Annotated in this window: 25 protein-coding genes; 5 read left to right on the forward strand and 20 right to left on the reverse strand. The window is 69.7% G+C overall.

From position 1 onward, the window contains the following. Window positions 1–14 precede the first annotated feature (14 nt). Window positions 15–971: an FKBP-type peptidyl-prolyl cis-trans isomerase gene (locus DEU37_RS10260; RefSeq protein WP_121190596.1), complete on the reverse strand. Its 957-nt coding sequence runs from the start codon at window positions 969–971 to the stop codon at window positions 15–17. A gap of 84 nt (window positions 972–1,055) precedes the next feature. On the opposite strand from DEU37_RS10260, the gene DEU37_RS10265 reads away from it, so the two are divergent. After that, a complete protein-coding gene (locus DEU37_RS10265) occupies window positions 1,056–1,886 on the forward strand; it encodes a 1-acyl-sn-glycerol-3-phosphate acyltransferase (protein WP_121190735.1) in 831 nt (276 codons plus the stop codon). Here DEU37_RS10265 and DEU37_RS10270 read toward each other — a convergent pair. Continuing rightward, a complete protein-coding gene (locus DEU37_RS10270) occupies window positions 1,855–2,367 on the reverse strand; it encodes an OsmC family protein (RefSeq protein WP_121190597.1) in 513 nt (170 codons plus the stop codon). The two genes, DEU37_RS10265 and DEU37_RS10270, sit on opposite strands and share 32 nt — an antisense overlap. Continuing rightward, on the reverse strand, window positions 2,364–3,155 hold the full coding sequence (locus DEU37_RS10275; protein ID WP_121190736.1) for an MBL fold metallo-hydrolase: 792 nt from the start codon (window positions 3,153–3,155) through the stop codon (window positions 2,364–2,366). Before DEU37_RS10275 ends, DEU37_RS10270 begins: the two co-directional genes overlap by 4 nt. A gap of 64 nt (window positions 3,156–3,219) precedes the next feature. On the opposite strand from DEU37_RS10275, the gene DEU37_RS10280 reads away from it, so the two are divergent. Beyond that, window positions 3,220–4,245, forward strand: a complete 1,026-nt coding sequence (locus tag DEU37_RS10280) for an asparaginase (protein WP_121190598.1) — start codon at window positions 3,220–3,222, stop codon at window positions 4,243–4,245. Between the two features lie 57 nt (window positions 4,246–4,302). On the opposite strand, the gene DEU37_RS10285 is transcribed toward DEU37_RS10280, so the two are convergent. The 3 genes from DEU37_RS10285 to DEU37_RS10295 form a co-directional block, all read right to left on the reverse strand. Beyond that, the gene (locus DEU37_RS10285; protein WP_121190599.1) at window positions 4,303–7,062 is read right to left on the reverse strand and encodes an FtsK/SpoIIIE domain-containing protein; all 2,760 of its coding nucleotides are present in this window, start codon (window positions 7,060–7,062) and stop codon (window positions 4,303–4,305) included. Window positions 7,063–7,128: 66 nt separating this feature from the next. Then, window positions 7,129–7,917, reverse strand: a complete 789-nt coding sequence (locus DEU37_RS10290) for a PP2C family serine/threonine-protein phosphatase (protein WP_121190600.1) — start codon at window positions 7,915–7,917, stop codon at window positions 7,129–7,131. A 187-nt stretch (window positions 7,918–8,104) separates the two neighbouring features. Further along, on the reverse strand, window positions 8,105–8,827 hold the full coding sequence (locus DEU37_RS10295; RefSeq protein WP_121190601.1) for a DUF5684 domain-containing protein: 723 nt from the start codon (window positions 8,825–8,827) through the stop codon (window positions 8,105–8,107). Window positions 8,828–9,005: 178 nt separating this feature from the next. On the opposite strand from DEU37_RS10295, the gene DEU37_RS10300 reads away from it, so the two are divergent. Then, window positions 9,006–9,467 carry a DUF4282 domain-containing protein gene (locus DEU37_RS10300; RefSeq protein WP_121190602.1) on the forward strand — a complete coding sequence of 154 codons (462 nt, stop codon included), beginning with the start codon at window positions 9,006–9,008 and terminating at the stop codon, window positions 9,465–9,467. On the opposite strand, the gene yaaA is transcribed toward DEU37_RS10300, so the two are convergent. The 13 genes from yaaA to prmC all read right to left on the reverse strand — a co-directional run bounded on the left by yaaA (window position 9,468) and on the right by prmC (window position 20,549). Next, window positions 9,468–10,217: a peroxide stress protein YaaA gene (gene yaaA, locus DEU37_RS10305; protein ID WP_121190603.1), complete on the reverse strand. Its 750-nt coding sequence runs from the start codon at window positions 10,215–10,217 to the stop codon at window positions 9,468–9,470. A gap of 95 nt (window positions 10,218–10,312) precedes the next feature. Beyond that, window positions 10,313–10,573: a F0F1 ATP synthase subunit epsilon gene (locus DEU37_RS10310; protein ID WP_005048643.1), complete on the reverse strand. Its 261-nt coding sequence runs from the start codon at window positions 10,571–10,573 to the stop codon at window positions 10,313–10,315. A 1-nt stretch (window position 10,574) separates the two neighbouring features. Beyond that, a complete protein-coding gene (gene atpD, locus DEU37_RS10315; protein WP_005048641.1) occupies window positions 10,575–12,029 on the reverse strand; it encodes a F0F1 ATP synthase subunit beta in 1,455 nt (484 codons plus the stop codon). Between the two features lie 24 nt (window positions 12,030–12,053). Further along, the gene (locus DEU37_RS10320; protein ID WP_005048639.1) at window positions 12,054–12,968 is read right to left on the reverse strand and encodes a F0F1 ATP synthase subunit gamma; all 915 of its coding nucleotides are present in this window, start codon (window positions 12,966–12,968) and stop codon (window positions 12,054–12,056) included. Window positions 12,969–12,997: 29 nt separating this feature from the next. Continuing rightward, complete coding sequence (gene atpA, locus DEU37_RS10325) at window positions 12,998–14,638, reverse strand: F0F1 ATP synthase subunit alpha (protein ID WP_005048638.1); 1,641 nt, start codon at window positions 14,636–14,638, stop codon at window positions 12,998–13,000. Between the two features lie 15 nt (window positions 14,639–14,653). Further along, on the reverse strand, window positions 14,654–15,442 hold the full coding sequence (locus DEU37_RS10330; RefSeq protein ID WP_121190604.1) for a F0F1 ATP synthase subunit delta: 789 nt from the start codon (window positions 15,440–15,442) through the stop codon (window positions 14,654–14,656). Next, entirely contained in the window at window positions 15,442–15,978 is a 537-nt protein-coding gene (locus DEU37_RS10335; protein WP_121190605.1) for a F0F1 ATP synthase subunit B, read from the reverse strand. The genes DEU37_RS10330 and DEU37_RS10335 overlap by 1 nt, the downstream gene beginning before the upstream one ends. 31 nt (window positions 15,979–16,009) lie before the next feature. Next, window positions 16,010–16,243, reverse strand: a complete 234-nt coding sequence (atpE, locus tag DEU37_RS10340) for an ATP synthase F0 subunit C (RefSeq protein WP_005048632.1) — start codon at window positions 16,241–16,243, stop codon at window positions 16,010–16,012. A gap of 49 nt (window positions 16,244–16,292) precedes the next feature. Continuing rightward, on the reverse strand, window positions 16,293–17,162 hold the full coding sequence (gene atpB, locus DEU37_RS10345; RefSeq protein ID WP_121190606.1) for a F0F1 ATP synthase subunit A: 870 nt from the start codon (window positions 17,160–17,162) through the stop codon (window positions 16,293–16,295). A gap of 45 nt (window positions 17,163–17,207) precedes the next feature. Further along, a complete protein-coding gene (locus tag DEU37_RS10350) occupies window positions 17,208–17,744 on the reverse strand; it encodes a hypothetical protein (RefSeq protein ID WP_121190607.1) in 537 nt (178 codons plus the stop codon). Then, window positions 17,741–18,922, reverse strand: coding sequence for an MraY family glycosyltransferase (locus tag DEU37_RS10355; protein ID WP_121190608.1), 1,182 nt, complete (start codon window positions 18,920–18,922; stop codon window positions 17,741–17,743). Before DEU37_RS10355 ends, DEU37_RS10350 begins: the two co-directional genes overlap by 4 nt. Next, on the reverse strand, window positions 18,919–19,614 hold the full coding sequence (locus DEU37_RS10360; protein ID WP_005048621.1) for an L-threonylcarbamoyladenylate synthase: 696 nt from the start codon (window positions 19,612–19,614) through the stop codon (window positions 18,919–18,921). Before DEU37_RS10360 ends, DEU37_RS10355 begins: the two co-directional genes overlap by 4 nt. Window positions 19,615–19,667: 53 nt before the next feature. Beyond that, window positions 19,668–20,549 (reverse strand): peptide chain release factor N(5)-glutamine methyltransferase, encoded by an 882-nt coding sequence (gene prmC, locus DEU37_RS10365; protein WP_121190737.1) that lies wholly within the window; start codon window positions 20,547–20,549, stop codon window positions 19,668–19,670. Between the two features lie 177 nt (window positions 20,550–20,726). On the opposite strand from prmC, the gene cysK reads away from it, so the two are divergent. Then, a complete protein-coding gene (cysK, locus tag DEU37_RS10370; protein WP_121190609.1) occupies window positions 20,727–21,665 on the forward strand; it encodes a cysteine synthase A in 939 nt (312 codons plus the stop codon). A gap of 8 nt (window positions 21,666–21,673) precedes the next feature. After that, the gene (epsC, locus tag DEU37_RS10375) at window positions 21,674–22,279 is read left to right on the forward strand and encodes a serine O-acetyltransferase EpsC (protein WP_121190610.1); all 606 of its coding nucleotides are present in this window, start codon (window positions 21,674–21,676) and stop codon (window positions 22,277–22,279) included. On the opposite strand, the gene DEU37_RS10380 is transcribed toward epsC, so the two are convergent. Continuing rightward, window positions 22,272–22,832, reverse strand: a complete 561-nt coding sequence (locus DEU37_RS10380; protein ID WP_121190611.1) for a TetR/AcrR family transcriptional regulator — start codon at window positions 22,830–22,832, stop codon at window positions 22,272–22,274. The genes epsC and DEU37_RS10380 overlap by 8 nt on opposite strands. Window positions 22,833–22,878: the final 46 nt, after the last annotated feature.

The raw sequence follows: 22,878 nt of genomic DNA on the forward strand, positions 1-22,878 counted from the left end.
CTACCGGCGGGCCCTTACTGGGCCGCGGAGGTCTGCGCGCCCAGGATGTCGACGACGAACACCAGGGTCTCGCCCTTCAGGTCGTTGGCGTTGATCTCGCCCTCGCCGTAGCCGTCGGCCGGGGTCATCGTCACGAGCACCTGGGAACCCACGGTCTGGCCTTCCAGCGCCTTGCGGAAGCCGGGGACGACGCCGGTGGTGCTGAAGCTCGTCGGCACGCCGCCCTTGTCCCAGGTCGAGTCGAAGGTCTTGCCGTCCGACCAGCGCACGCCGGTGTACTGCACCAGCACCTGGTCGCCGCTCTGGACCGCAGCCCCGTCGCCCTTCTTCAGGGTGGCGATCTGCGTCTCGGTGGGCGGGTTGCCGCCCGGCAGCGTGATCGTGGGCGCTCCGTTGTCGGCCAGCGACACCGTCGGCATCCCCGCCACGGGTGCCTGCTCGGCGCCCCATGCGGCGCTCGGGACGATGCCGAGCAGGTCGACGACGTAGACCTGCGCCGCACCCTGCTCGCTCGCCGGGAACGTCGCGACGACGCGCTCGCCCGGCGCACCGCAGCCGAGAACCTGGCCGAGAGGGCTGGATGCCGAGATCTGCGCGGGAAGCAGCTGCCCGGGCTTGTAGCCGATGTCGCCGAGCTTCTGACCGGTCTCGGCGTCGTACGCCGTCATGGCGTAGGAGATGAACTGCCCCGCCGTCACGGGCGTACCCGACCCCTTGTCGATGGTCTTGGCCTGCAGGGTGTCGATCTGGATCGGCGCCGTGAACGACAGCGTGGGAGCCGCTCCCGCATCCCCGCTGACCGTCACCGCGTCGGCGGCGGCACCCGAGGAGACCTGCGCGTCACAGAGGTCCGCAGCCGGCGCGGCGGTCGGGCTCCCCGACGCGGTGGCGCCGGTGGACCCGGAGCAGCCCGCAAGCAGGATGACGGACACGGCGGCGACGGAAACAGCGACGAGCGGGCGCAGGCGCACGATAAGACCTCACAGATGGAAGACGGATTGGCTCCATCCTCCCCTACTTTGTTCTGCGTGCGCTGGGAGCGTGCCCGTGGCGCCATGCTCAACGCGGCATGCGATCGGGAGTACCCTCGACTGGTGACATCCGCAGAGCCCGCCCCCGACGCCGCCGGCGAGCTGCAGCCCCCGGACGGCGCCCATGACGTCACCGGAATCGGCCCCACCTACGTCATCGGCCGGTGGGTCGTGGCCCCGCTCGCGCGGCTGCTGTACCGGCCGCGCATCGAGGGGCGCAAGAACTTCCCCCGCAAGGGTGCGGTGATCCTCGCCAGCAATCACCTGTCGTTCATCGACTCCTTCGTCATTCCGATGGCCGCTCCTCGCCCGGTGCGCTTCCTCGCCAAGTCGAGCTACTTCGACGGTCCGGGGCTGAAGGGATGGTTCTCGCGACAGTTCTTCTACGCCGTCGGCGCATTCCCCGTTCAGCGCGGGGCGGGCCAGGCGGCCCTCGATGCTCTCGAGCAGCAGCGACGGATGCTCGAGGCGGGGTGGTCGACGGCGCTGTACCCGGAGGGAACGCGCTCGCTGGACGGCCGCCTGTACAAGGGCCGCACCGGTGTCGCATTCCTCGCGCTGCAGACCGGCGCACCCGTGATTCCGGTGGGCCTGGTCGGAACCAACGAGATCATGCCCGTCGGGGCGAAGTTCCCGCGCCTGCGTCCGCGGGTGACGGTGCGTTTCGGCGAGCCGCTCGACCTGTCCCACCACGGCTCCGCCGACTCCGGGCGCGCGCGCCGTCAGGCGACCGACGAGATCATGGCCGCGATCCATGCACTCTCCGGCCAGGAGCTGGCCAACGCGTACAACGAGGCCCCGGCGTCCAATCCCGTCGAACGTCTCAAGCAGGTTCTTCCGCACGAACGCCGCTGACGGCGCCATCCGGGGCCACCGTCACGATGGCGTCGTGACGAACCGGGAAGTTGACCGAGTTCGCGATGAAGCACCATTCGTGCGCCTGCGCGTGGGCGGTCTCTGCAGCGGCGACCATGGCGGCCGTGGCGACCTCGACGCGCGGTCGCAGCACGACCTCGGCGAATGCGCCGCCCCCTCGACCGTCCTCGGTCATCCGTCCCGTCGCGTCGTCCGTGTAGGACACGACGACGACACCCGCCTGCACACACGCGTGCAGATAGGACAGCAGATGGCACTCCGACAGCGCGGCCAACAGCATGTCCTCCGGGTTCCACTTCGAAGGATCGCCGCGGAACGGGCGATCGCTCGAGGCATCCAGCGCGGGCTTGCCGTGGACGGACAGCGTGACCGAGCGGTCGTAGTCGCGATAGCCGCTGGTTCCGGTGCCGCGGTTGCCTGTCCACCGGGCGTGCAGTGCGTAGCGGTGTTCGCCGATCATCCCGCCAGTCTCCCATCCGGATCGCGGTACGCGGCCGCGAGCTCCGCCAGATGCGCGTGCTCCTCGGCCATGCCGGGGTTTGCGACACGCGGATCGTCGGAGCGTCCACGGTGGATCATGTCGTCGAGGTAGCGCCGGTCGGCGTCGAGGCGGGCCAGCGCATCCTCGCCCACCGTCCCGTGACCGGGCACGATGACGGCGGCGCGGGCGGCGAGAGGCGCGAGGCGGTCGAGCGCGGCGAGGTATGCCGGCAGGTCATCGGGGAAGAACGGCAGGGGCAGTTCGATGTCGCTGAGCATGTCGCCGGCGATCAGCACCCGCCGCTCCGGCAGCCAGAGGGCCGTGTGCCCCGGCGCGTGCCCGTCATGGAAGACAGGTTCGATCTGCACACCGGTCGGCGCGCTGTCGGAGGGGAAGCTGTCGCCGATCCCGTCGACCCGCCCCATGAGCTCGACGAGCCACGGCGGTGCGTCCTCGCTCAGCGCTGCGACCAGGTCCGCGCGCTGCGAGACGGCGAGCGCGGCCGTGTCGTGGGAGGCCCACCGCGGGACGTCTCCGAACGCCGGGTGCCACAGCAGATGGTCGTGATGGGCGTGGGTCGCAAACCCCGCGCGCACGTGCAGGTTGCGCACGCGCAGCGTGGCAGCCAGAGCGTCGAGTTCGTCGGCGTCCCACGCGGGATCCACGAGCAGTGCTTCTTCGCCACCGACGATGACGGTGCTCGTGGTGGCCATGCGCCGGCTCGTCGTGACCCAGATGCCGTCGGCGACCTCGTCCAGCTGGCGCATGCCCATCTCCTCGGTGGTCCCAGCCGACCCGTTGCGCGGTGCGCGGCGAAGTAGGCTCTTCTGCGTGTCAGATCCTCTCACCGTGTCCCGTCCCTCCGCACCGTCCGGCACCATCGCGGTCGCCGACGCGGTGGAACTCGCCGTCGTCGAGCGCAGTGGCTTCGTCGAGTCGCGACACGCGGGAGCGGCGATCGTGCTGGACCCCGAGGGTGTGATCCAGCTGAGCCTCGGCGACGTCGACACGCCGATCCTGCCGCGCTCGAGCATGAAGCCGTTGCAGGCGCTCGGCTGCCTGACCGCCGGTGTCACGCTGGAAGGCGAGCAGCTGGCCCTGTCCACCGCCAGCCACAGTGGCACCGACCGACACGCCCGCGTCGTCCGCGAGATCCTCGCGACCGCCGGTCTCGGCGAGGACCATCTGCAGTGCCCGCCGGCGTGGCCCGGTGACACCGCCACGCGCGACGAGCTCGTACGCGAGCTCGGACAGCCGGCGCGCGTCCGCATGAACTGCTCCGGCAAGCACGCGACCATGCTGCTGGCCTGCACCGCGAACGGGTGGGACACCGACAGCTATCTCGATCCGCAGCATCCGCTGCAGGTGCATATCCGTGAGGTCATCGAACGCCTCACGGGGACGAAGATCTCCACGACCGCCATCGACGGCTGCGGGGCCCCGGTGTACGCCATGAGCCTGACCGCCCTCGCTCGCGCCGCGCACCGGATCGGCACCGCCTCGGAGCGCTCCCCCTTCGCGCTCCACCGCCTCGCCGGAGCGCTCGTGCGCGCGGTCCGCGAGAACCCGTGGGCGATCGACGGACCGGGGCGGCCGGACACCATCGCGATCGAGCGGCTCGGCGTGTTCGCCAAGGGAGGCGCCGAGGGAATCATGATCATGACGGCACCCAACGGCGCCACGGTCGCACTCAAGACGCTGGACGGCAGCGGCCGGGTGGCGACGGCTGTCGCGATCCGTCTGCTGGAGCGCGTGGGCGCTCTGTCGTCGGCGGACGTCGCCGCGACGCTCGACCAGCTGCCGCTGGAGATCACCGGCGGAGGCCGCGAGGTGGGACGCATCCGCCCCACCGTCTGACCCTTCGCGTTACGGCGTTCCGGTGTAGTCGCGGCCCGGCGTCTCCTCCTCGGCTGGTCACGACCAGGGCAGCAGCACGCGCTGTGCGGCACCGTCCGGCACGAGGCGCCAGGCACGGTCGGCACGTGCAGCGGCGTAGACGGGAAGATCTCGTCGCCCGGTGAGCGCGCGGTATTCTGCGCTGCACTCGGCGGAGACGACGAACTCGTGACGTGTGCGAAGTTCGCCCAACAGCTTCCACTGGGCGAGCCACTCCTCGGGCGTGCCGACCACGAGAGCCCGCGAAGACGCCCCGCCGCGCGACGCCGCCTCATCGACGCTGATGATCGGAACATCTCCTGCCGCACTCGCGCGATGCAGGCCGTCACGGGCGAAACCGTGAGCGACCACGAGACCGACCGTGTCGGCTTCACCGGGAGTCCAAGTGGGCGGTGGGGAGCCGACCACCGTTGGTGTCGTGGGTGCGTCGTCACGGATGAACTGCACCAGCACGCGTCCCCAGCGGCCCCGCCCGGGCGGCTGGTCACGGACATGGTCGGATCCGTCGCCTCCGGCCGCCACGTGGTCGGCGCGTGTCGCCAGCGGCAAGATGGCGCGGTGCGGGATCAGCTCCAGCAGACGGGCGAGCGGCCCCGCACATCTCGCCGCGGAGAGCACGACGAGGCCTCCGCTCTGTCCGGCGTCCCGCACGAGCCGCTCGATGCGCACCATCATCTCCGCCGCGTACTCCGCGGGATAGCGCGCCAGCAGCGCGTCGAGGTCGTCGACCACCACGCCCGTCCCGTCGCGCCGGCCGACGGCGGCGGCCACGGCATCCCATGCCGCCTCGGGGTCGTCGGACACCCACGTCGGGGGCTGCGGCAACTGACGGGCGATCGCGCGCAGCAACGAGGAGCGTCCGCTTCCCGGTGCTCCGATCACCGCCAGCGCCGTCGCCGCCAGGGGCAGCAGCACCGGTGCCTGTCGCTGATGCTCCGGTTCGTCCGAAAGCCCCAGCGCGATACGACCGGTCACCGCAACCCGATCCAGCTCCACCACGGAAGGAAGCGGGGGCAGCCACGGCGCCGTCGCGCGGTCATTTCCCGCCGCATCGCTGATCGCCGCGAGCGCGACCGGGGAGCATCGCGCCATCCGCACGCGCTGTGGATCGACGTCAGCCGCACGCCGCAGGAGCGCCATCCCCCGGGCCTCGGCGCGCCCAGGAAGCCGCACGGCGTCGTCGACTCCGATCACGGCCCGCGAGTCTGCGGCGTCGAGGGTGCGCAGTGCGATCCGCAGCGGCGCATTGGCCAGCAGCCCATCGCGGAACGCTCCGGCTGCGCGCTGGGATGCCAGGATCGCGTGGATGCCGAGTGCCCGGCCACGCGCCGCGACATCGGAGAACAGTTCGTGCATCTCGGGGTGCGCGGCCACCAGCGCGGCGAACTCGTCGACGATCACGACGAGCCGCGGCAGCGCTCCCGCGGCCTCCTCCACATCACGAGCACCGTGCTCGGCGAGAACGCGTTCTCGACGCCGGATCTCGGCTCGCAGGCTCTCCACCGCACGCACCGCCGCGCGGTCATCCAGGTCGGTCACGATCCCGGCGACGTGCGGGAGCGCCGCGAGGGCGTCGAAGGACCGGCCGCCCTTGAAGTCGATGAGGAGCAGGCAGACCTCACCGATGTGTCGTCCGCGACACAGGCCGGCCGCCCAGGTGACGAGCAGCTCGCTCTTGCCGGAGCCGGTCGTACCCACCACGACCGCGTGCGGCCCGTCGGCCACGAGGTCGACCGTGACGACCTCTCCCGCGCTCACGCCGATGGCGGCGGTCAGTCCCGCGCCGGAGCAATCGTCGACGAGCTCCTCGAATGCGACGGGAGCATCACCGCGGTGACCCAGCTCGCGAGCTCGCTCCGAGAGCATGGCCGCCACTTCGGACGCCTGCGCCGCCGACAACGCCTCGATGCGCACCGAACGCGTCGATCCCTCGTGGTCAAGGACCGCCTCATCACCACCCTGGAGAGTCAGGACGGCGCGACAGCGCGTCGGCGGCGGGGCGTCGTCGGCCAGGACGACGATCGGGATATCGGCATCCGAGCCGAGGCGGGCCGCGCCGTCGGCGAGCACCAGGGCATCCCCGGCACTCGCGAACGCATGCGGCAGAGGCGACACGTCGCCCAGGATCTCCCCCACGGCCTCGGGGTCGGCGATCCGGACCCGACCGGGAGCACGCACGAGGCAGATCTGCATCACGAGTGCCCGGACCACCGCCGTGGCCTGTGCCGCGGGGCCGCGCACGGCGAGTCCCGCATGCAGAGGCACGGTCACGGGCGCGTCCTCCAGGCGCCGGGCTCGCCGTCGCAACGCGCGCGCGGCGTCGTCGGCGGGCTCGCCCTCCATCCGCAGAGTGCTCACCCCCTCCCCGCGGCCGACCACCAGTGCCTCATCACGTCCGGGCACCGAGCGCCACACCTCTGCCTCGTCGGCGCACAGCGTCGCCACGTCGGGGGTACGCCGCCACGCACGGCGACGCTCCGCCTCGTGCCGCCGAGCGACCGCCTCCTCCAGGTGCGCCAGCGCACGGAGATCCTCACGCCGGGCACGCCGTCGGGCACGCCGGGCCGTCCGCAGCCCGTCGACGAACGAGGCCACCGCGACGAGCGGTCCGAGCGCGGCGAACCAGAGGGAATGAACCGACCCCGTGATGCGCCAGAGCACCAGCGCACCGACGACGGGAACGATGGCGGTCAGGATCGGCAGCGGTGCCCGCGCCGGTGGCGTCGGGGCGGGCGGCAGGCGGAGCGGCTCGTCGTCGAGATCGTCGACATCGGTCATGCCGGCAGTCAAGCGGGGCGGCGACCCGGTGCGACGCGCACCGGGTCGACCGGTGCACGACGGACGTCAGTCCACCGTTGGGGAGGAGCCGGTGCGATGCACGTTCAGGACGATGATCGTGATGTTGTCGCGACCGCCGTTCTCCAGCGCGGCGTCGAGCATGTCCGCCGCCGCGGCGGCCGGATCGTCGTGCTGCAGGAGGAAGTGCAGGATGCCGTAATCCGTCAGCTCTTTCGTGAGGCCATCGCTGCAGATCACGAAGCGATCGCCGTCGACGACCTCGAGTCGCACGTAGTCGGGCGCGACACCGTCGGAGGGACCGACGGCGCGTGTGATCACGTTTCCGTACGGGTGGTTCTCGGCCTCTTCAGGGCTGAGGCGTCCCGCAGCGATGAGCTCCTGGACGACGGAATGATCGGTCGTGACCTGGGCAAGGCCACCGTCGCGGAAGAGATAGACCCGCGAATCGCCGATGTTGAGGGTCACCCACGTGGGTTCGGCGGTAGACGTGTCGAGGTAGACCCCGGTCACCGTCGTCCCGGTGCCGTCATCGGTGGCTTCGGGGTGCGAAGCGATGTCCCCGACCGCCTTGGAGAGCGCCTTCTCGATGTTCTTGGGGCTGACCTCGCCCTTGCCGACCATCGACTCCAGGCGTGCGATCGTGCTGCTGCTGGCGATCTCGCCACCGATGTGGCCGCCCATCCCGTCGGCGACCACGAACAGCGGGTAGCGTGCGAGGACGGCGTCCTGGTTGACCTCGCGCCGACGGCCCGTGTGGGTCAGCTCCGCCCACTGCAGTTCGATCGCACCGTCCGCGAGCGGGAGGGTGCGCGAGTGAGTCGCGGCTTCGGGCACAGTCCCACTCTAGTGGACGGGTCGGGTCTGCACCCCGCCGACAGGCGGCGCAGCCGGGGCGGAGTCCGCCGCGGCACCGGCGGTCGCCTCGAAGGAGCAGGTCGGGCATCAGGCCACCGGACCGCCACGCGCGCCCGCCCGGGTGCGCTGCCAGCGCACCCGGGCGGGCGAGGACGGTCGATGCTGCTCAGGAGCGCGGCGGCTCCGGAGCGCTGGGCGGCTCCGTGGTCGGCGGCTCAGGGGCTGCCGGCGGCTCGGTGGCCGCGGGCGGCGCGGGCGGCGCGGGCGGCGCGGGCGGCGCCGGAGGCTGGTAGCCGGCCGGAGGTGCCGGAGGCTGGTAGCCCGCCGGAGGCGCCGGAGGCTGGTAGCCCGCCGGAGGCGTGTAGCCTCCGGGCGCTGCCGACGCCTGAACGGGAACGCCCTGCCAGACGGTGCGATCGGCGAGGAAGCCGTTCGCCGCCCACGGCGCGGGCGGCACGTTCGTGTTCCAGCGCGACTTGTCGAAGGCGAGGATGCCGAGCCAGACCAGGCCGAGCAGCACATAGAGGATGACCCAGGGGGTCTCCTTCTGCAGCTTCTGGCCCACTCGCCACGCGGCCAGTGCACCCACAGCGACCGGGAGCAGCGCGATGATCCACCCGAGAACCGGGACCTGGTTCAGCACACCGGACACCAGGATGGCGCCCAGCATGACCCACGGGCTGACGTCGCCGAGCTTGGCGAACACCATGAAGTTGTAGATCGGCACCCAGGCGCGCCACTTGCCCTGGACTCCCGCCTTGTCGAAGATCTTCATCAGGAAGAACGCACTGATCACGTAGCCGATCACCGCGAAGATGAAGATGAAGAACGCAAACACGATCAGGGCAGCTGCGGCGGCCGCAGCGCTCCCGCCCGAGTAATCATCCATGAGTACCTCCCCCGGCGATTCTCGCCGTCGAGCGCGACCACCGTGGCCGGCTCCGGCTCACATCGTATTGGTAGTGGAGCCACAGGCGCGAGGGATCCCGCGGAGCGTTTCGTCGCGTCGCGCGTCGGCCGGAGCGCTACCCTGGGGCCACCCCCGCCCGCGCCGGAAGGATCCGCCGATGCCCGAGCCCGCACTGCCGCCGTTGCCGGAACGTCCCGCAGAGGAGGTCGCGCGCGACGCGGCATCCGCGCCCGGCATCGCCGGCGTCGACGACACCGGGGTTCCACGCCTCGTCGGCGACCTCGACGACATCGGTCGCGGCTTCCTCTCCGCCCTGTTCGACCTGACCTTCACGCGGTTCATCACCCGTCGACTGGCGAGCGTCTTCTACCTCGTGGGGCTCGTCGCGATCGGCATCGCCTTCATCGCGACGTTCCTGTGGGGCCTGATCTCGGGCATCGGATCGCTCGGGTGGAACCTCGGCGGCGGCATCGCGCTCATCCTGTCGACCCTCATCGTCGTCCCCGTCGTCGCGTTCCTCGCCGTCGTCGTGCTGCGCTTCGTCATCGAGTCGGGGGTCGCCCTCGTGGCCATCGCCGAGAACACCGAGCGGACCGCCGCCAACACGGAACACGACTGATCAGACGACGAGGTCGATCTCTCCCGGCGCACCCTCGCGCAAAGCTACGCCGGCCGTGTCGGCCCACGACATCAGCGCCTTGCGCGTCGCGATCCGCGGGCGGGTCTGCGCGAGCCTTCTGACCACGGCGCCCTTGCCGTGCTTGTTGAAGTGGTTGAGCGCGCGCGTCACGCCGTCCTCACCGATCGTCACCACCCGCAGGTAGGCCGAATCCACCTCCGCGGGAACGGGACCGAGGGCGACGTAGGCCTCGGAGCGCAGATCCAGGATGAACGAGGGCGCGGCGGCACGCAAAGCCGCGGTGACCTCACCCGCCCAGTGTCGTCGCAGGGGCGGGATGCCGGGAAGCGCCGTTCCGGCGGCGAGCCGATAGGCCGGGATGGCGTCGAGAGCGCCGACCGGCCCGAAGGGCGCGGAGTGGATGAGCACGTGAGCGCCCAGCCAACGCCGCGACGCCGCGTCCAAGGTGGCGGCATCCAGCGCATCGAAGAGCACTCCCGTGTACCGGTCGACCGCGGGCAAGGTCGGGGCGGTGCGCAGCGTGGCGTTGTGGGCGATGTCCGGGCGCTGGCGCGGAGACAGCTTCAGCACGCGCGCAGCGTGCTCTTCGTCGCCACTCAATGCGACGAGCGCGTCCACCGCCGCGTCGCGCGTCGCGCGCAGCTCGGGGAGCGCGAGCGCGCCGATGTCGAGAGCTCGCTCACGCCCGCCGGGACGCTTGGTCTCCGACGGCGGCAACAGGATCAGCATGGGTGGTCTCCTCGCGCACAACGAAAACCACTCCCCGCTCGAGAAACGATGCGTTCTCGAGCGGGGAGTGGTTGCTGGCGGTACTCAGCGGGCGATCAGGACTCGAGAGCGGCGTGACCGGCCACGATGGTCAGCTCATTGCCTTCCATCGAGAGGAAGCCGTCCTGCGCACGAGCGACGACCTTCGTGCCGTCGGACTGCGTGATGCGCACCTGCCCTTCGGCGAGGATCGCGAGAACGGGCTCGTGGCCGGTCATGAAGCCGATCTCGCCCTCGACGGTCTTGGCGACGACGAGGTTCGCCTCACCGTGCCAGACCTCCTCCTCCGCGGAGACGAGGGTGACGGTCAGCGCCATGTCAGCTGTTCTCCTTCTGGATCTTCGCCCACTTCTCCTCGACGTCGGAGATGCCACCGACGTTGAAGAAGGCCTGCTCGGCGACGTGGTCGAAGTCACCCTTGACGATGGCGTCGAACGACTCGATGGTCTCCTTGATCGGGACCGTGGAACCCTCGACACCCGTGAACTTCTTCGCCATGTAGGTGTTCTGCGAGAGGAACTGCTGGATGCGGCGCGCACGCGACACGACGATCTTGTCCTCTTCGGAGAGCTCGTCGACACCGAGGATGGCGATGATCTCCTGCAGTTCCTTGTTCTTCTGGAGGATCTGCTTCACGGCCGTGGCGACGCGGTAGTGATCCTCGCCGATGTAGCGCGGGTCGAGGATACGGCTGGTCGAGCTCAGCGGGTCGATGGCCGGGTACAGACCCTTCGACGCGATCTCGCGGGACAGTTCGGTCGTCGCGTCGAGGTGCGCGAAGGTCGTCGCCGGCGCCGGGTCGGTGTAGTCGTCGGCCGGGACGTAGATCGCCTGCAGCGAGGTGATCGAGTGGCCGCGCGTCGAGGTGATGCGCTCCTGGAGCACACCCATCTCATCGGCGAGGTTGGGCTGGTAACCCACCGCCGAAGGCATGCGTCCGAGAAGCGTCGACACCTCGGAACCGGCCTGCGTGAAGCGGAAGATGTTGTCGATGAACAGCAGCACGTCCTGCTTCTGCACGTCGCGGAAGTACTCCGCCATCGTGAGGGCCGACAGGGCGACGCGCAGACGCGTCCCCGGCGGCTCGTCCATCTGGCCGAAGACGAGCGCGGTCTTGTCGAAGACGCCCGCCTCTTCCATCTCACCGATGAGGTCGTTGCCTTCACGGGTGCGCTCGCCGACACCGGCGAACACCGACACGCCGCCGTGGTCCTGCGCGACGCGCTGGATCATCTCCTGGATCAGGACGGTCTTGCCGACACCGGCACCGCCGAACAGGCCGATCTTTCCACCCTGCACATACGGGGTGAGCAGGTCGATGGACTTGATGCCGGTCTCGAACATCTCGGTCTTGGACTCGAGCTGGTCGAAGTTCGGCGCCTGGCGGTGGATACCCCAGCGCTCGGTGATCTCGATGGTCTCGCCGGGAGCGGCGTTCAGCACGTCGCCGGTGACATTGAACACCTTGCCCTTGGTGACATCGCCCACGGGCACGGTGATGGGGCCGCCGGTGTCGCGCACCTCCTGGCCGCGGACCATGCCGTCGGTCGGCTTCAGCGAAATGGCGCGCACGAGGTCGTCGCCGAGGTGCTGCGCGACCTCGAGCGTGATCTCCGTCGAGTCCTCGCCGATCGTGATCGTCGTCTTCAGCGCGTTGTAGATGTCGGGGATCGCATCGTGCGGGAACTCGATGTCGACGACCGGGCCGGTGACGCGTGCAACGCGCCCGACGACCGTCGTCTCGGCCTTTTCGGCGGTGGCGGTGGCAGTCATTGTCTGTCTCTTTCGGTGTGGTCGTTACTTGCCGGACGCCAGGGCGTCGGCGCCGCCGACGATCTCGGCGATCTGCTGAGTGATCTCCGCCTGGCGCGCGTTGTTGCGCAGGCGGGTGTAGTCGGTGATGAGCTTGTCGGCGTTGTCGCTCGCGCTCTTCATCGCCTTCTGGGTCGCGGCATGCTTGGCGGCGGAGGACTGCAGCAGCGCGTTGAACACACGGCTCTGCACGTACACCGGAAGCAGCGCGTCGAGGACGACCTCGGGGCTGGGCTCGAACTCGTACAGCGGGTAGACCTGGCTGCTCGCGCCGGCCGACTCGACGACCTCGTCCGCCTCGACGACCTCCAGCGGCAGCAGACGCACGGTCTGCGGCTCCTGGGTCATCATGCTGACGAAGCGGTTGAAGACGAGGTGGATCTCATCGACGCCGCCCTGTTCCTCGCCGCCGCGGTCGTACGCGTCCAGAAGTGCGCCCGCGATCTGCTCCGCCGTGTTGAAGTGCGGAGTGTCGGTGTCGCCGACCCACTCCCCCGCCGACGCCATGCGGCGGAACTGGAAGTAGCCCACCGCCTTTCGTCCGACGAGGAAGTACTCGACCTCCTTGCCCTGCGAACGCAGCAGCTCGCCGAGCTGCAGGCCCTCGCGCAGGATCTGCGAGTTGAACGCGCCGGCCAGTCCCCGGTCCGAGGCGAAGATGACGACCGCGGATCGGCGGATCGTCTCACGCTCGGTCGTCAGCGGGTGCTGAACGTTCGAGTGCGTCGCCACGGCGGAGACAGCCCGCGTCACGGCCCGCGCGAAGGGCGAGGACGCGCGCACGCGCGCCATCGCCTTCTGGATACGCGAAGCCGCGATGAGTTCCATCGCCTTCGTGATCTTCTTGGTCGTCTGAGCAGAAGAGATCTTCTGCTTGTAGACCCTGAGTTGTGCTCCCATGGATTCTCTGTCTCAGATTTCGCCCGGCGTCAGCCGCGGCGACCCTTGACGATCTGCTCCTGGTTCACGTCCTCCTCGTGCGCGGCGGCGACCTCTTCGTGGCCCGGCTTGTTGATCGCCTGGCCCTTGCCGCCCTGGAACTCGAGGATGAACTCGTCGGTCACCTTCTCGAGCTCGGCGGCCGTCGCGTCGTCCAGCACGTTCGTGTCGCGCAGCGTGTCGAGGATCGTCGTGTTGCGCTTGAGGTAGTCCAGCAGGTCCCGCTCGAAACGGAGCACGTCCTCGACGGCGATCGAGTCGAGCTTGCCGTTGGTGCCGGCCCAGATCGACACGACCTGCTCTTCGACGGGGTACGGGTCGTACTGCGGCTGCTTGAGCAGCTCGGTCAGACGCGCACCGCGCTCGAGCTGACGGCGCGAGGCGGCGTCGAGGTCGGAGGCGAACATCGCGAACGCCTCGAGCGAGCGGTACTGGGCCAGCTCGAGCTTGAGCGTTCCCGACACCTTCTTGATCGACTTGACCTGAGCGTCGCCGCCGACGCGCGAGACCGAGATGCCCACGTCGACCGCGGGACGCTGGTTGGCGTTGAACAGGTCGGACTGCAGGAAGATCTGGCCGTCGGTGATGGAGATCACGTTGGTCGGGATGTAGGCCGACACGTCGTTGGCCTTCGTCTCGATGATCGGCAGACCCGTCATCGACCCGGCGCCGAGCTCGTCGCTCAGCTTGGCGCAACGCTCCAGCAGACGCGAGTGCAGGTAGAAGACGTCGCCGGGGTAGGCCTCACGGCCCGGCGGACGGCGCAGCAGCAGCGACACGGCGCGGTAGGCCTCGGCCTGCTTCGACAGGTCGTCGAAGATGATCAGGACGTGCTTGCCGCCGTACATCCAGTGCTGGCCGATGGCCGAGCCGGTGTACGGGGCGAGGTACTTGAAGCCGGCCGGGTCGGATGCCGGGGCCGCGACGATCGTCGTGTACTCCATCGCACCGGCATCCTCGAGCGCACCCTTCACGGACGCGATCGTGGAGCCCTTCTGACCGATCGCGACGTAGATGCAGCGCACCTGCTTGTTGACGTCGCCGGACTCCCAGTTGGCCTTCTGGTTGATGATGGTGTCGATCGCGATCGCGGTCTTGCCGGTCTGGCGGTCGCCGATGATGAGCTGGCGCTGGCCGCGACCGACGGGGATCATGGCGTCGATCGCCTTGATGCCGGTCTGCATGGGCTCGTGAACGCTCTTGCGCTGCATGACACCGGGGGCCTGCAGCTCGAGGGCACGACGTCCCTCGGTCGCGATCTCGCCGAGGCCGTCGATCGGGTTGCCGAGCGGGTCGACCACACGACCGAGGAATCCGTCGCCGACGGCGACCGAGAGCACCTCGCCGCTGCGGGTGACCTTCTGGCCCGCCTCGATACCGGAGAACTCTCCGAGCACGACGACACCGATCTCGTTCTCGTCGAGGTTCAGCGCCAGGCCCTCGACGCCGTTGTCGAACCGGACGAGCTCGTTCGCCATGACGCCGGGAAGACCCTCGACGTGCGCGATGCCGTCGGCGGCGTCCACGACCGTGCCCACCTCGGTGGCGGCGGCACCGGTGGGCTCGTAGGCGGCGACGAAGTCTTTCAGCGCGTCACGGATGACGTCGGGGCTGATGGTCAGATCTGCCATGGTGTTCCTTCTGTTCTAGCCAGCGAGGCGCTGGCGCAAGTCGTTGATTCGAGAGGAGACGGTGCCGTCGATGACGTCGTCACCGATCTCCACGCGCATGCCGCCGAGCACCTGCGGGTCGACGATGACATTGACCGTCACCTCGACGCCGTAGCGGGTGCTGAGCGCGCTCGCGAGGCGCTCCTGCTGCGCGGCATCCAGGGCGTTTGCGACGCGGACCGTGGCGACCTTCTTGCCACGCTGGTCTGCGACCAGATGCAGCGCGCGGTTCAGGAGGAAGCGCACGCGACGCTCACGGGGCTGCTGCACGAGCTGCGACGCGACGAGTACCGTCGCCTCTCCCGCCCGGCCGCCCAGCAGCTTCTCGATGAGAGCGCCCTTGGCCGCGGCGTCGCCGAGCCGACTGCCCAGCGCGAGCTCGAGTTCCGGGTTCGCGGCGACGACGCCGACGAGCTGGAACAGCTCGCCCTCGACATCGGTCGACGGGGCACCGATCGCGGCCGCGCGGATCGCGAGCTCCTCGATGCCCGAGACGAGATCCTCCGTGGAGGACCAGCGCTGCGAGACCGCGGAGCTCAGCAGCCGGACCGAGACCGGGCTGTACGCGGCGAAGACGACGGTGGCGACCTGAGCGCGCGCCTCTGCGGGCGCGCCCCATGCGGAGAGCGCGCCGCTCAGCTGCGCCGAGTCGGCGATCTCGCGCGCGGCTGCGAACAGCTCGCGAGCGACCGTGAGGTCACCCACGTTCGCCGTCGTCAGCTCCGCCGTGGTCGTCGCCAGTGCCTGAGTGGTCGCGCTACCCATTACTTCGCCTTCTCGAGGTCGGCGAGGAAGCGGTCCACGACGCCCTTCGCCTTGGCGTCGTCGGTGAGCGACTCGCCGATGACGCCGCCGGCAAGGTCGAGCGCCAGCGTGCCGACCTCGCTGCGCAGCGAGACGAGTGCCGACTGACGCTCCGCCTCGATCTGCGTGTGCGCGGTCGCGGTGAGGCGGGCAGCCTCGGCGGATGCCGTGTCCTTGGCCTCGGCGACGATCTTCTTGCCGTCCTCACGGGCGGCATCGCGGATCTCTCCGGCCTCCTTGCGAGCCTCGGCGAGCTGCGCCGTGTACTCCTTGAGGGCGGCCTCGGCCTTTCGCTGGGCCTCGTCGGCCTTAGCGATATTGCCTTCGATGGCGGCGGCGCGCTGGTCCAGCAGCACCTTCATCTTGGGGAGGGCGACCTTCCACACAACGATGAGGATGACGATGAAGCAGACACCCGACCAGATGATGTCGTACCAGGCCGGGATGAGCGGGTTGTGGCCCGTCTCCTCCGCGGCGTACGCGACAAGATTGTGCATCCTGTCTCCTTAAAAGAACTGGTGCGGGCGATCAGACGAAGATGAAGCCGGCGGCGATGCCGATGAAGGCGAGCGCCTCGGTGAAGGCGATACCGATCCACATGAGGACCTGCAGGCGACCGGCCAGCTCGGGCTGACGGGCGACGCCCTCGATCGTCTTGCCGACGACGATACCCACGCCGATGGCGGGGCCGATGGCGGCGAGGCCGTAGCCCATCGTCGCGACGTTGCCCTTGAGCTCGGCGAGAACCGTAATTGCGTCCACGGGGTGTTTCCTTTCGGGGTTGGGTGGGAGAGGCGGAAGCCGCTCCCGCTCAGTGCTCTTCTGCGACCGCGAGCTGGATGTAGACCGCGGTGAGGATGGTGAAGACGTAGGCCTGGAGGAAGGCCACCAGGATCTCGAACAGCGTGAAGGCGAGGCCGAAGGCGAGCGAACCCGCCGCCAGAGCCGACCACCAGCCGCCGAGGGTGATGAGGAAGAACTGCGTCGCCGAGAAGAACAGGACGAGCATCAGGTGGCCGACGATCATGTTCATCAGCAGTCGCAGCGTCAGCGTGACGGGGCGGATGATGAACGTCGAGAGGAACTCGAGCGGCGTGACGATGATGTAGAGGAACGGCGGCACGCCCGAGGGGAACAGGGCGTTCTTGAAGAAGTTCTTGGGACTCTTCTTGATACCGGCGTAGATGAACGTGACGTAGCTGATGACCGCGAGCATCAGCGGGACGGCGATAATGCTCGTTCCCGCCAGGTTCATGAACGGGATGATGCCTGTGATGTTGAAGAACAGGATCATGAAGAACAGGGTCGTCAGGATCGGCAGGAAGCGCTGCCCGTCCTTCTTGCCCAGGAGGTCTTCGGCGATGTTGACCCGCACGAAGTCCAGGCCCATCTCGGCGATGCTCTGGAACCGGCCGGGAACCACGCGCATGCGGCGAGTGCCGAGCCACAGGAACAGCACGAGACCGATCGTCGCGATGAACTGGATGAGGTGGATCCGCGTGACGGGGACACCCAGGACGCTGAAAAGGACGTCCGGGAAGAACTCATCGATGGACGGGCCGTGGAAGCCGCCGTCTTCGGCGGTCTTGGCGATCAGTGTCGCAGCTTGGGTAAACAGCGCTGGCTCCAGCTTCGGGGCACCGGACTGATCCGGTGCGACGATGGTCGGTGTGAGCGTCACTGCGCACGCGTTTCGCGGAGCGCGAACGGGCGCAGAGACAGCCTATCAGTCCCGCGGGGGGTTGGCGTCCGCGGGCGGGGGCGTCTCGGCGGCATCCTCGCCCTGCTCCGGCGCCGTCGGGCGCCGCGCGTCGTCGACGACGTCCGCCAGGGTCGGCAGGGTGACGTCGACGGCGGGGACGCGCATGCGCGTCATCACGACCGCATCGATCACGAGCGAGACGACGACGCTCGCGACGAGCGCGACGAAGAAGACGCCCGCGTTCAGCCACGGCTGGCCGCGCAGCAGGAAGAGCACGACGAGGAACACGACGAACTTCAGCAGCCAGCCGCCCATGACGGCGCCGAAGAAGATCGGTACGTAGAGGGGGTCGCCGAACCAGCGGTTCGCGATGAGGATGGTGCCGGCGGTGAAGCCGAGGAACACGGCGGCCAGCACGATCGCGACGATCGCGCTCCACAGTCCGGAGGCGCCGCCGACGGCGAAGCCGATGATCGCGCCGGCGACGGCGAGCGCGGCCGTGGCCGCCGCCGACCACAGCAGCGTGGTGCGCAGGACGGGGGTGCTGGAGAGGGAGGTCATGGGTTCCTCGGGGTCGGATCGGACAGCGTGGGGGCGTCGGACGGCGACGCGGGCGGCCGCCGTGACGGCTGCAGGGTGACGACGAGGCAGGCCGCGACGCCGATGAGCACGAACACGACGCCGATCGTGTAGTCACCCGGCCACGCCTGGGTCGTGCCGATGTACATGAGCAGCACGCCCACCGAGACGACGGCGGTCCACGCGTAGAAGATGAGCACGGCATCACGGTCGCTGTGTCCCATATCGAGCATGCGATGGTGCAGGTGCTTGCGATCGGGCGAGAAGGGGGACTTGCCGCGCGCCATCCGGCGGACGATCGCCATGCCGAAATCGAGCAGCGGCAGCAGCACGACGACCACGGGCAGCAGGATCGGGATGAACGCACCCAGAAGCTGTGAGCGCCCGAACACGTCGTTGTCGCCCAGCAGCGCAGGAGGCAGGTTGCCCGTGAACACGATCGCGGAGGATGCCATGAGCAGACCGAGCAGCAGCGCGCCGGAGTCGCCCATGAACAGCTTCGACGGGTTCCAGTTGAGGGGAAGGAATCCGATGCACACTCCGATGAGGGCAACGGCGATGAACGAGGCCAGGCTCGAGTAGCTGGAAGCGCCCGTGTCGCGGGCGACGAGATACGAGTAGACGAAGAACACGGTGTTGGAGATGAGAGCGACACCGGCGACGAGGCCGTCGAGGCCGTCGATGAAGTTGACCGCGTTCATCACGATGACGATGGCGACGACCGACATCGCGAAGCTGGCGAAGCTCGACACGACGAACTGCTGGCCGAAGGGGATGAAGAAGATCTGGATGCCGCCGAAGCCGACGACGATGCCGGCGGCGAGGAACTGCGCCCCGAGCTTGATCATCCAGTCCAGGTCGAAGAGGTCGTCGGCGACACCCACCACGACGATCAGCGCGGAAGCGCCCAGCAGGGACCAGATCACGGCGGGATCGGCCCAGAAGATGGAGAAGTACGGGATCTGCGACGACAGCGCGAAGGCGACGAGCACGCCGAGGAACATCGCGACCCCGCCCACGCGCGGCTTGGGCGTCGTGTGCACGTCGCGCGCGCGGATCTCCGGATAGAGCTTGAAGCGCATGCCGATCCGCCACACCACCCACGTGAAGGCGAGCGTCGCCACGCCCGTCAGCAGGACGGTGAGCAGATAGAACCTCATGACGCGGGGGCGTCGTCGAGCGATTCGGGATCGGGTTCGAGCATCTCGCCGAGCACCTCGCGCAGACGCGCGCGGGACACGGCGCCCTCGCGAAGGACACGGACGGGCCGACCGCCCGCGCCGACGAGGCCGGTGGCATCGACGATCGTCGAGGCGACGCCGTGCGTCGAGGGCCCGCCGTCGAGGTAGACCGCGACGCTGTCGCGCAGCATGCTGTAGGCGCTGTGCGCGTCGACGGCCGCAGCCTTACCCGTCAGGTTGGCGCTGGAGACCGCCAGCGGCCCGCAGTCCTCCAGCAGCTCGAGCGCGATGCGATCGGCGGGCATGCGGACGGCCACGGTGCCGTGGGTGTCACCCAGATCCCATGAAAGCGAGGGCTGCGACGGCAGGACGATCGTCAGCCCCCCGGGCCAGAACTCCTCGACGAGCCGTTCCACGGGGGCCGGCACCTCGGCCACGAGCGCACGCATGGTCGACAGACCGGCGACGAGCACGGGGGGCGGCGACTGCCTCCCGCGACCCTTGGCGGCGAGGAGAGCCGCGACGGCGCTGGCGCTGAAGGCATCGGCGGCGATGCCGTAGACCGTGTCCGTCGGCATCACGATGAGCTCGCCGCGGCCGATGGCCTGCCGCGCCTTGCGCAGCCCGGGAAGCAGCTGCTCGGCGTCGCGTGCGTCGAAGAACTCAGACATATCCCCACCAGTCTACGTTTCGAGCGGCTCGCATCGCTCAACGACCGCAGCGGTCAGGGACGTACGGCCGTCGTCGCCCGGTCGCGCAGGGTGAGGTCCGGATGCGTGGCGCACGCCCGCCACCCGGCCGCGTCCAGGAGCGCACGGATGGGCGCCCCCTGCCACTCTCCGTGCTCGATCACGAGTGTTCCGCCCGAACGCAGCAGGCGCAGCCCGACGTCCGAGAGGACGCGGACGACGTCCAAGCCGTCCTCTCCCCCGTAGAGAGCGCTCGGGGGATCCCAGAGCCGCACCTCCGGGTCGCGCGGGATCGCGGCATCCGGCACGTAGGGCGGGTTGGACACGAGAACCGCGACCGTCCCGTCGAGCTCGGGGAAGGCGTCGGCGAGGTCGACGAACGCGAGACGCACGTGCGGGGCGTGGGTCGCGACGTTCTCCTTCGCCCAGATGTAGGCGTCGACGGCATTCTCCGCAGCGTGCACGCGCGCCTGCGGAACCTCGGTCGCCATCGCGAGGGCGAGCGCCCCCGAGCCCGTCCCGAGGTCGACCGCGATCGGCTCGGCATCCGGCATGGCGCGCAGCGCGTCGATCGCGAGTTGGGCGACCATCTCGGTCTCGGGACGCGGGACGAACACGCCGGGTCCGACGCGAAGTTCGAGGTGGCGGAACGGCGCGACGCCGGTGAGGTGTTGGAGGGGCTCACGCGTCGCTCGGCGCCGGATGAGCTCGTCGAACGTGGCCGTGTCCTCCGGCGCACGGTCCCCGCGCAGAGCCGCCGCGAGCAGCTCCCCGCGCGTCAGCGAAAGAGCATGGGCGGCGAGAAGCTCGGCATCGACGTCGGGCGTGGGAACACCGGCGGCGGCGAGGGTCGCCGTTGCGCCGCGCAGCAGCGCGGACAGATCGGCCGGCGAGCCGGGAGCATGCGGAGAGGTCATCAGCTTTCCCACCCTAGCCGCGCTCGAATGGCGACGCCGCGGCGCCCCGTGCCGAGCGTGAAGATTCGTCACATTCGCCCCGGGCTCAGAGGGGACGCTTAGGCTGATGCGACACGCTGACCACTGCGCGAACGAACGCGCGATCCGGCGCCACCCGCCCCGCACGAAAGGCAAGCCATGTCCGGCATCCACTCCGACATCACGAGCGCATTCGGCAACACCCCGCTGGTGCGTCTGAACCGCATCAGCGAGGGCCTGCCCGGCACGGTGCTCGCCAAGCTCGAGTTCTACAACCCCGCATCCTCCGTGAAGGACCGTCTGGGCATCGCCATCGTCGACGCGGCCGAGGCCTCGGGCGCACTGCAGCCCGGCGGGACGATCGTCGAGGGCACGAGCGGCAACACCGGCATCGCCCTGGCGATGGTCGGCGCCGCGCGCGGCTACAAGGTGATCCTCACCATGCCCGCCTCCATGTCGGTCGAGCGCCGCATGCTGCTGAAGGCATACGGAGCCGAGCTGGTCCTCACCGAGCCGTCGCTGGGCATGAAGGGCGCGGTCGCGAAGGCCGAGGAGATCGCCGCCGCCACGCCCGGCGCCGTGCTCGCCAAGCAGTTCGCCAACGAGGCCAACCCCGCCATCCACCGCAAGACCACGGCCGAGGAGATCCTCCGCGACACCGACGGCAAGATCGGCTACTTCGTCGCGGGCATCGGCACCGGCGGCACGATCACCGGTGTCGGGCAGGTCCTCAAGGAGCGTGTGGCGGATGCCAAGGTCATCGCCGTCGAGCCCGCCGACTCCCCGCTGCTGACGAAGGGCACCCCCGGACCGCACAAGATCCAGGGCATCGGTCCGAACTTCATCCCGGAGATCCTCGACCAGGGCGTCATCGACGAGGTCGTCGACGTCGAGTTCGACGACGCGATCCGCGTCGCCCGCGAGGTCGCGACCACCGAGGGCATCCTGGTCGGCATCTCTTCGGGCGCGGCGATCTGGGCCGCACTCCAGGTCGCGGCGCGTCCCGAGGCCGCCGGCAAGAACGTCGTCGTGATCATCCCCTCGTTCGGCGAGCGATACCTCTCGACCGCTCTGTACGAGCACCTGCGCGAGGACTGATCCCGCACGTGACCCGCACCACCGGCCCCTCCGCCGCGCCGCGACTCGGGGCGTTCGCCCGTGTCCGCGAAGACATCGCGGCCGCGAAGCTGCGCGACCCCGCGGCCCGCGGCGCGGCGGAGATCGCCGTGCTCTACTCCGGCCTGCACGCGATCTGGTCGTACCGCCTGTCGCACGCCCTGTGGCGGCGCGGCTGGCGCTTCCCGGCCCGCGCCCTGTCTCAGCTGACGCGGTGGCTGACGGGCGTCGAGATCCACCCGGGCGCGACGATCGGACGCCGCTTCTTCATCGACCACGGCATGGGCGTCGTGATCGGCGAGACGGCCGAGGTCGGCGACGACGTCATGCTGTACCACGGGGTGACGCTCGGCGGCCGCACCCGCGACGCGGGCAAGCGCCACCCGACCCTCGGCGACGGGGTCGCCGTGGGAGCGGGCGCCAAGATCCTCGGTCCCGTGACGATCGGCGCGGGCTCCGTGGTCGGCGCGAACGCCGTCGTCACGCGCGACGCGCCGGCGGACTCCGTGCTCGTCGGCGTGCCCGCCAAGGCGCGCTCGCGGCGCTCCGGAGAAGACACCAGGGCGCTGCTGACGACGCCCGAGTACTTCATCTGAGGCCAGGGCGCGACGGGCGCAGGCCCTCACGCACGACCTCGGCGACCGCACGCCACGAGCCCTCGGGCAAGGGGGCGTCCATCGACAGGACGATGGCGGCGCAGACGGCCCGGAACGCGGCGGCATCGACGTCGGCGCGCAGCAGTCCTCGCTCGATGTCGCGTGCGATCAGTCGCTGGAGATCGTCCGCACTCGCATCCAGCGCCGTGTGGACCAGCGACGCCTCCTCGCGCGGCGCCGCCGACAGGGCGAATCGCAGCGCGGCATCCGTCGCGGCGCGCTCGAGATAGCGGTTCAGCAGTGCGATGACGTCGCCGCCCGGGGACGGCTGATCGATCAGCGCCGCGATGACGCCGGCGAACTCGTCCAGCGTGTGCGCGCCGACGGCATCCACGAGGGCCGTCTTGTCCGGGAAGTGCCGGTAGAGCGTGCCGATTCCCACACCGACGGCCTGGGCGATCTCCTCCATCGAGGCGCCCGGACCGGCCGACGAGAGGACGGATGCCGCGTGTTGCAGGATCCGCTCGCGATTGCGTCGCGCGTCCGCTCTCACGTTCTCCCCCCACCCGAACCCGCGGTGTTGCGGTCACATCGATCCG

The organism is Microbacterium sp. AG790 (assembly GCF_003634765.1).
GTDB lineage: Bacteria > Actinomycetota > Actinomycetes > Actinomycetales > Microbacteriaceae > Microbacterium.

What these genes read in the sequence shown, in the direction of transcription:
- DEU37_RS10265 (WP_121190735.1), top strand. Translation starts at nt 1,056, where the DNA reads ATGCTCAACGCGGCATGCGATCGGGAGTACCCTCGACTGGTGACATCC.
- DEU37_RS10270 (WP_121190597.1), bottom strand. Translation starts at nt 2,367, where the DNA reads ATGATCGGCGAACACCGCTACGCACTGCACGCCCGGTGGACAGGCAAC.
- DEU37_RS10275 (WP_121190736.1), bottom strand. Translation starts at nt 3,155, where the DNA reads ATGCGCCAGCTGGACGAGGTCGCCGACGGCATCTGGGTCACGACGAGC.
- DEU37_RS10285 (WP_121190599.1), bottom strand. Translation starts at nt 7,062, where the DNA reads ATGACCGATGTCGACGATCTCGACGACGAGCCGCTCCGCCTGCCGCCC.
- DEU37_RS10295 (WP_121190601.1), bottom strand. Translation starts at nt 8,827, where the DNA reads ATGGATGATTACTCGGGCGGGAGCGCTGCGGCCGCCGCAGCTGCCCTG.
- DEU37_RS10300 (WP_121190602.1), top strand. Translation starts at nt 9,006, where the DNA reads ATGCCCGAGCCCGCACTGCCGCCGTTGCCGGAACGTCCCGCAGAGGAG.
- yaaA (WP_121190603.1), bottom strand. Translation starts at nt 10,217, where the DNA reads ATGCTGATCCTGTTGCCGCCGTCGGAGACCAAGCGTCCCGGCGGGCGT.
- DEU37_RS10310 (WP_005048643.1), bottom strand. Translation starts at nt 10,573, where the DNA reads ATGGCGCTGACCGTCACCCTCGTCTCCGCGGAGGAGGAGGTCTGGCAC.
- atpD (WP_005048641.1), bottom strand. Translation starts at nt 12,029, where the DNA reads ATGACTGCCACCGCCACCGCCGAAAAGGCCGAGACGACGGTCGTCGGG.
- DEU37_RS10320 (WP_005048639.1), bottom strand. Translation starts at nt 12,968, where the DNA reads ATGGGAGCACAACTCAGGGTCTACAAGCAGAAGATCTCTTCTGCTCAG.
- atpA (WP_005048638.1), bottom strand. Translation starts at nt 14,638, where the DNA reads ATGGCAGATCTGACCATCAGCCCCGACGTCATCCGTGACGCGCTGAAA.
- DEU37_RS10330 (WP_121190604.1), bottom strand. Translation starts at nt 15,442, where the DNA reads ATGGGTAGCGCGACCACTCAGGCACTGGCGACGACCACGGCGGAGCTG.
- DEU37_RS10335 (WP_121190605.1), bottom strand. Translation starts at nt 15,978, where the DNA reads ATGCACAATCTTGTCGCGTACGCCGCGGAGGAGACGGGCCACAACCCG.
- DEU37_RS10350 (WP_121190607.1), bottom strand. Translation starts at nt 17,744, where the DNA reads ATGACCTCCCTCTCCAGCACCCCCGTCCTGCGCACCACGCTGCTGTGG.
- DEU37_RS10355 (WP_121190608.1), bottom strand. Translation starts at nt 18,922, where the DNA reads ATGAGGTTCTATCTGCTCACCGTCCTGCTGACGGGCGTGGCGACGCTC.
- DEU37_RS10360 (WP_005048621.1), bottom strand. Translation starts at nt 19,614, where the DNA reads ATGTCTGAGTTCTTCGACGCACGCGACGCCGAGCAGCTGCTTCCCGGG.
- prmC (WP_121190737.1), bottom strand. Translation starts at nt 20,549, where the DNA reads ATGACCTCTCCGCATGCTCCCGGCTCGCCGGCCGATCTGTCCGCGCTG.
- cysK (WP_121190609.1), top strand. Translation starts at nt 20,727, where the DNA reads ATGTCCGGCATCCACTCCGACATCACGAGCGCATTCGGCAACACCCCG.